Source organism: Burkholderia sp. BCC1638, assembly GCF_902833195.1.
In the GTDB taxonomy this organism is placed as follows: domain Bacteria; phylum Pseudomonadota; class Gammaproteobacteria; order Burkholderiales; family Burkholderiaceae; genus Burkholderia; species Burkholderia diffusa.
In genome coordinates this window covers 1-452 of the sequence record NZ_CADFEC010000136.1, presented here as the reverse complement: position 1 = coordinate 452, position 452 = coordinate 1, and the positions used below count along the sequence as shown (strand labels likewise).

The 452-nt window shown below is 67.3% G+C and carries 1 protein-coding gene; it reads left to right on the top strand.

The genetic code is table 11. From position 1 onward, the window contains the following. On the top strand, nt 1-452 hold a 452-nt coding region (locus HWX22_RS31570), incomplete at both ends, for a phospholipase D family protein (RefSeq protein WP_175917024.1).

Below are 452 nucleotides of genomic sequence, written 5' to 3'. Positions count from 1 at the left end.
GCACGAATTCGACCGCGCGCAACACGACATCCTCGTCATCAACCCCTACCTGATCATCGTGCCGGCGCTGCGCGAGGTACTCGAACGCAAGCAACGCGAAGGCGTGCGCGTGAGCCTGGTGAGCGCCTCGCTGGCCAGCACCGCGCAGGAGTTCCCGGCGGTCGGCCGCGCTTATGCCGACCAGTTGCCGGGCCTGGTGAACGCCGGGATCGAGGTGCGGGAGTATCACGACCGCGAGAACCGCATGATGCACGCCAAGCTGGTGCGCATCGACGGCCATCGCTACTACCTCGGCAGCTACAACTCCGATCCGCTGTCGGCGCACGCCAACACGGAAAACGGCCTGTGGATGGATATCCCCGAGGACGGCGCCGATCCGCTGCGCGACAGCGTGGCGTTCTACCTGAGCCACTCGACCCCGGTGGCCGGCGCCTACGGCCGACTGCTGGAGG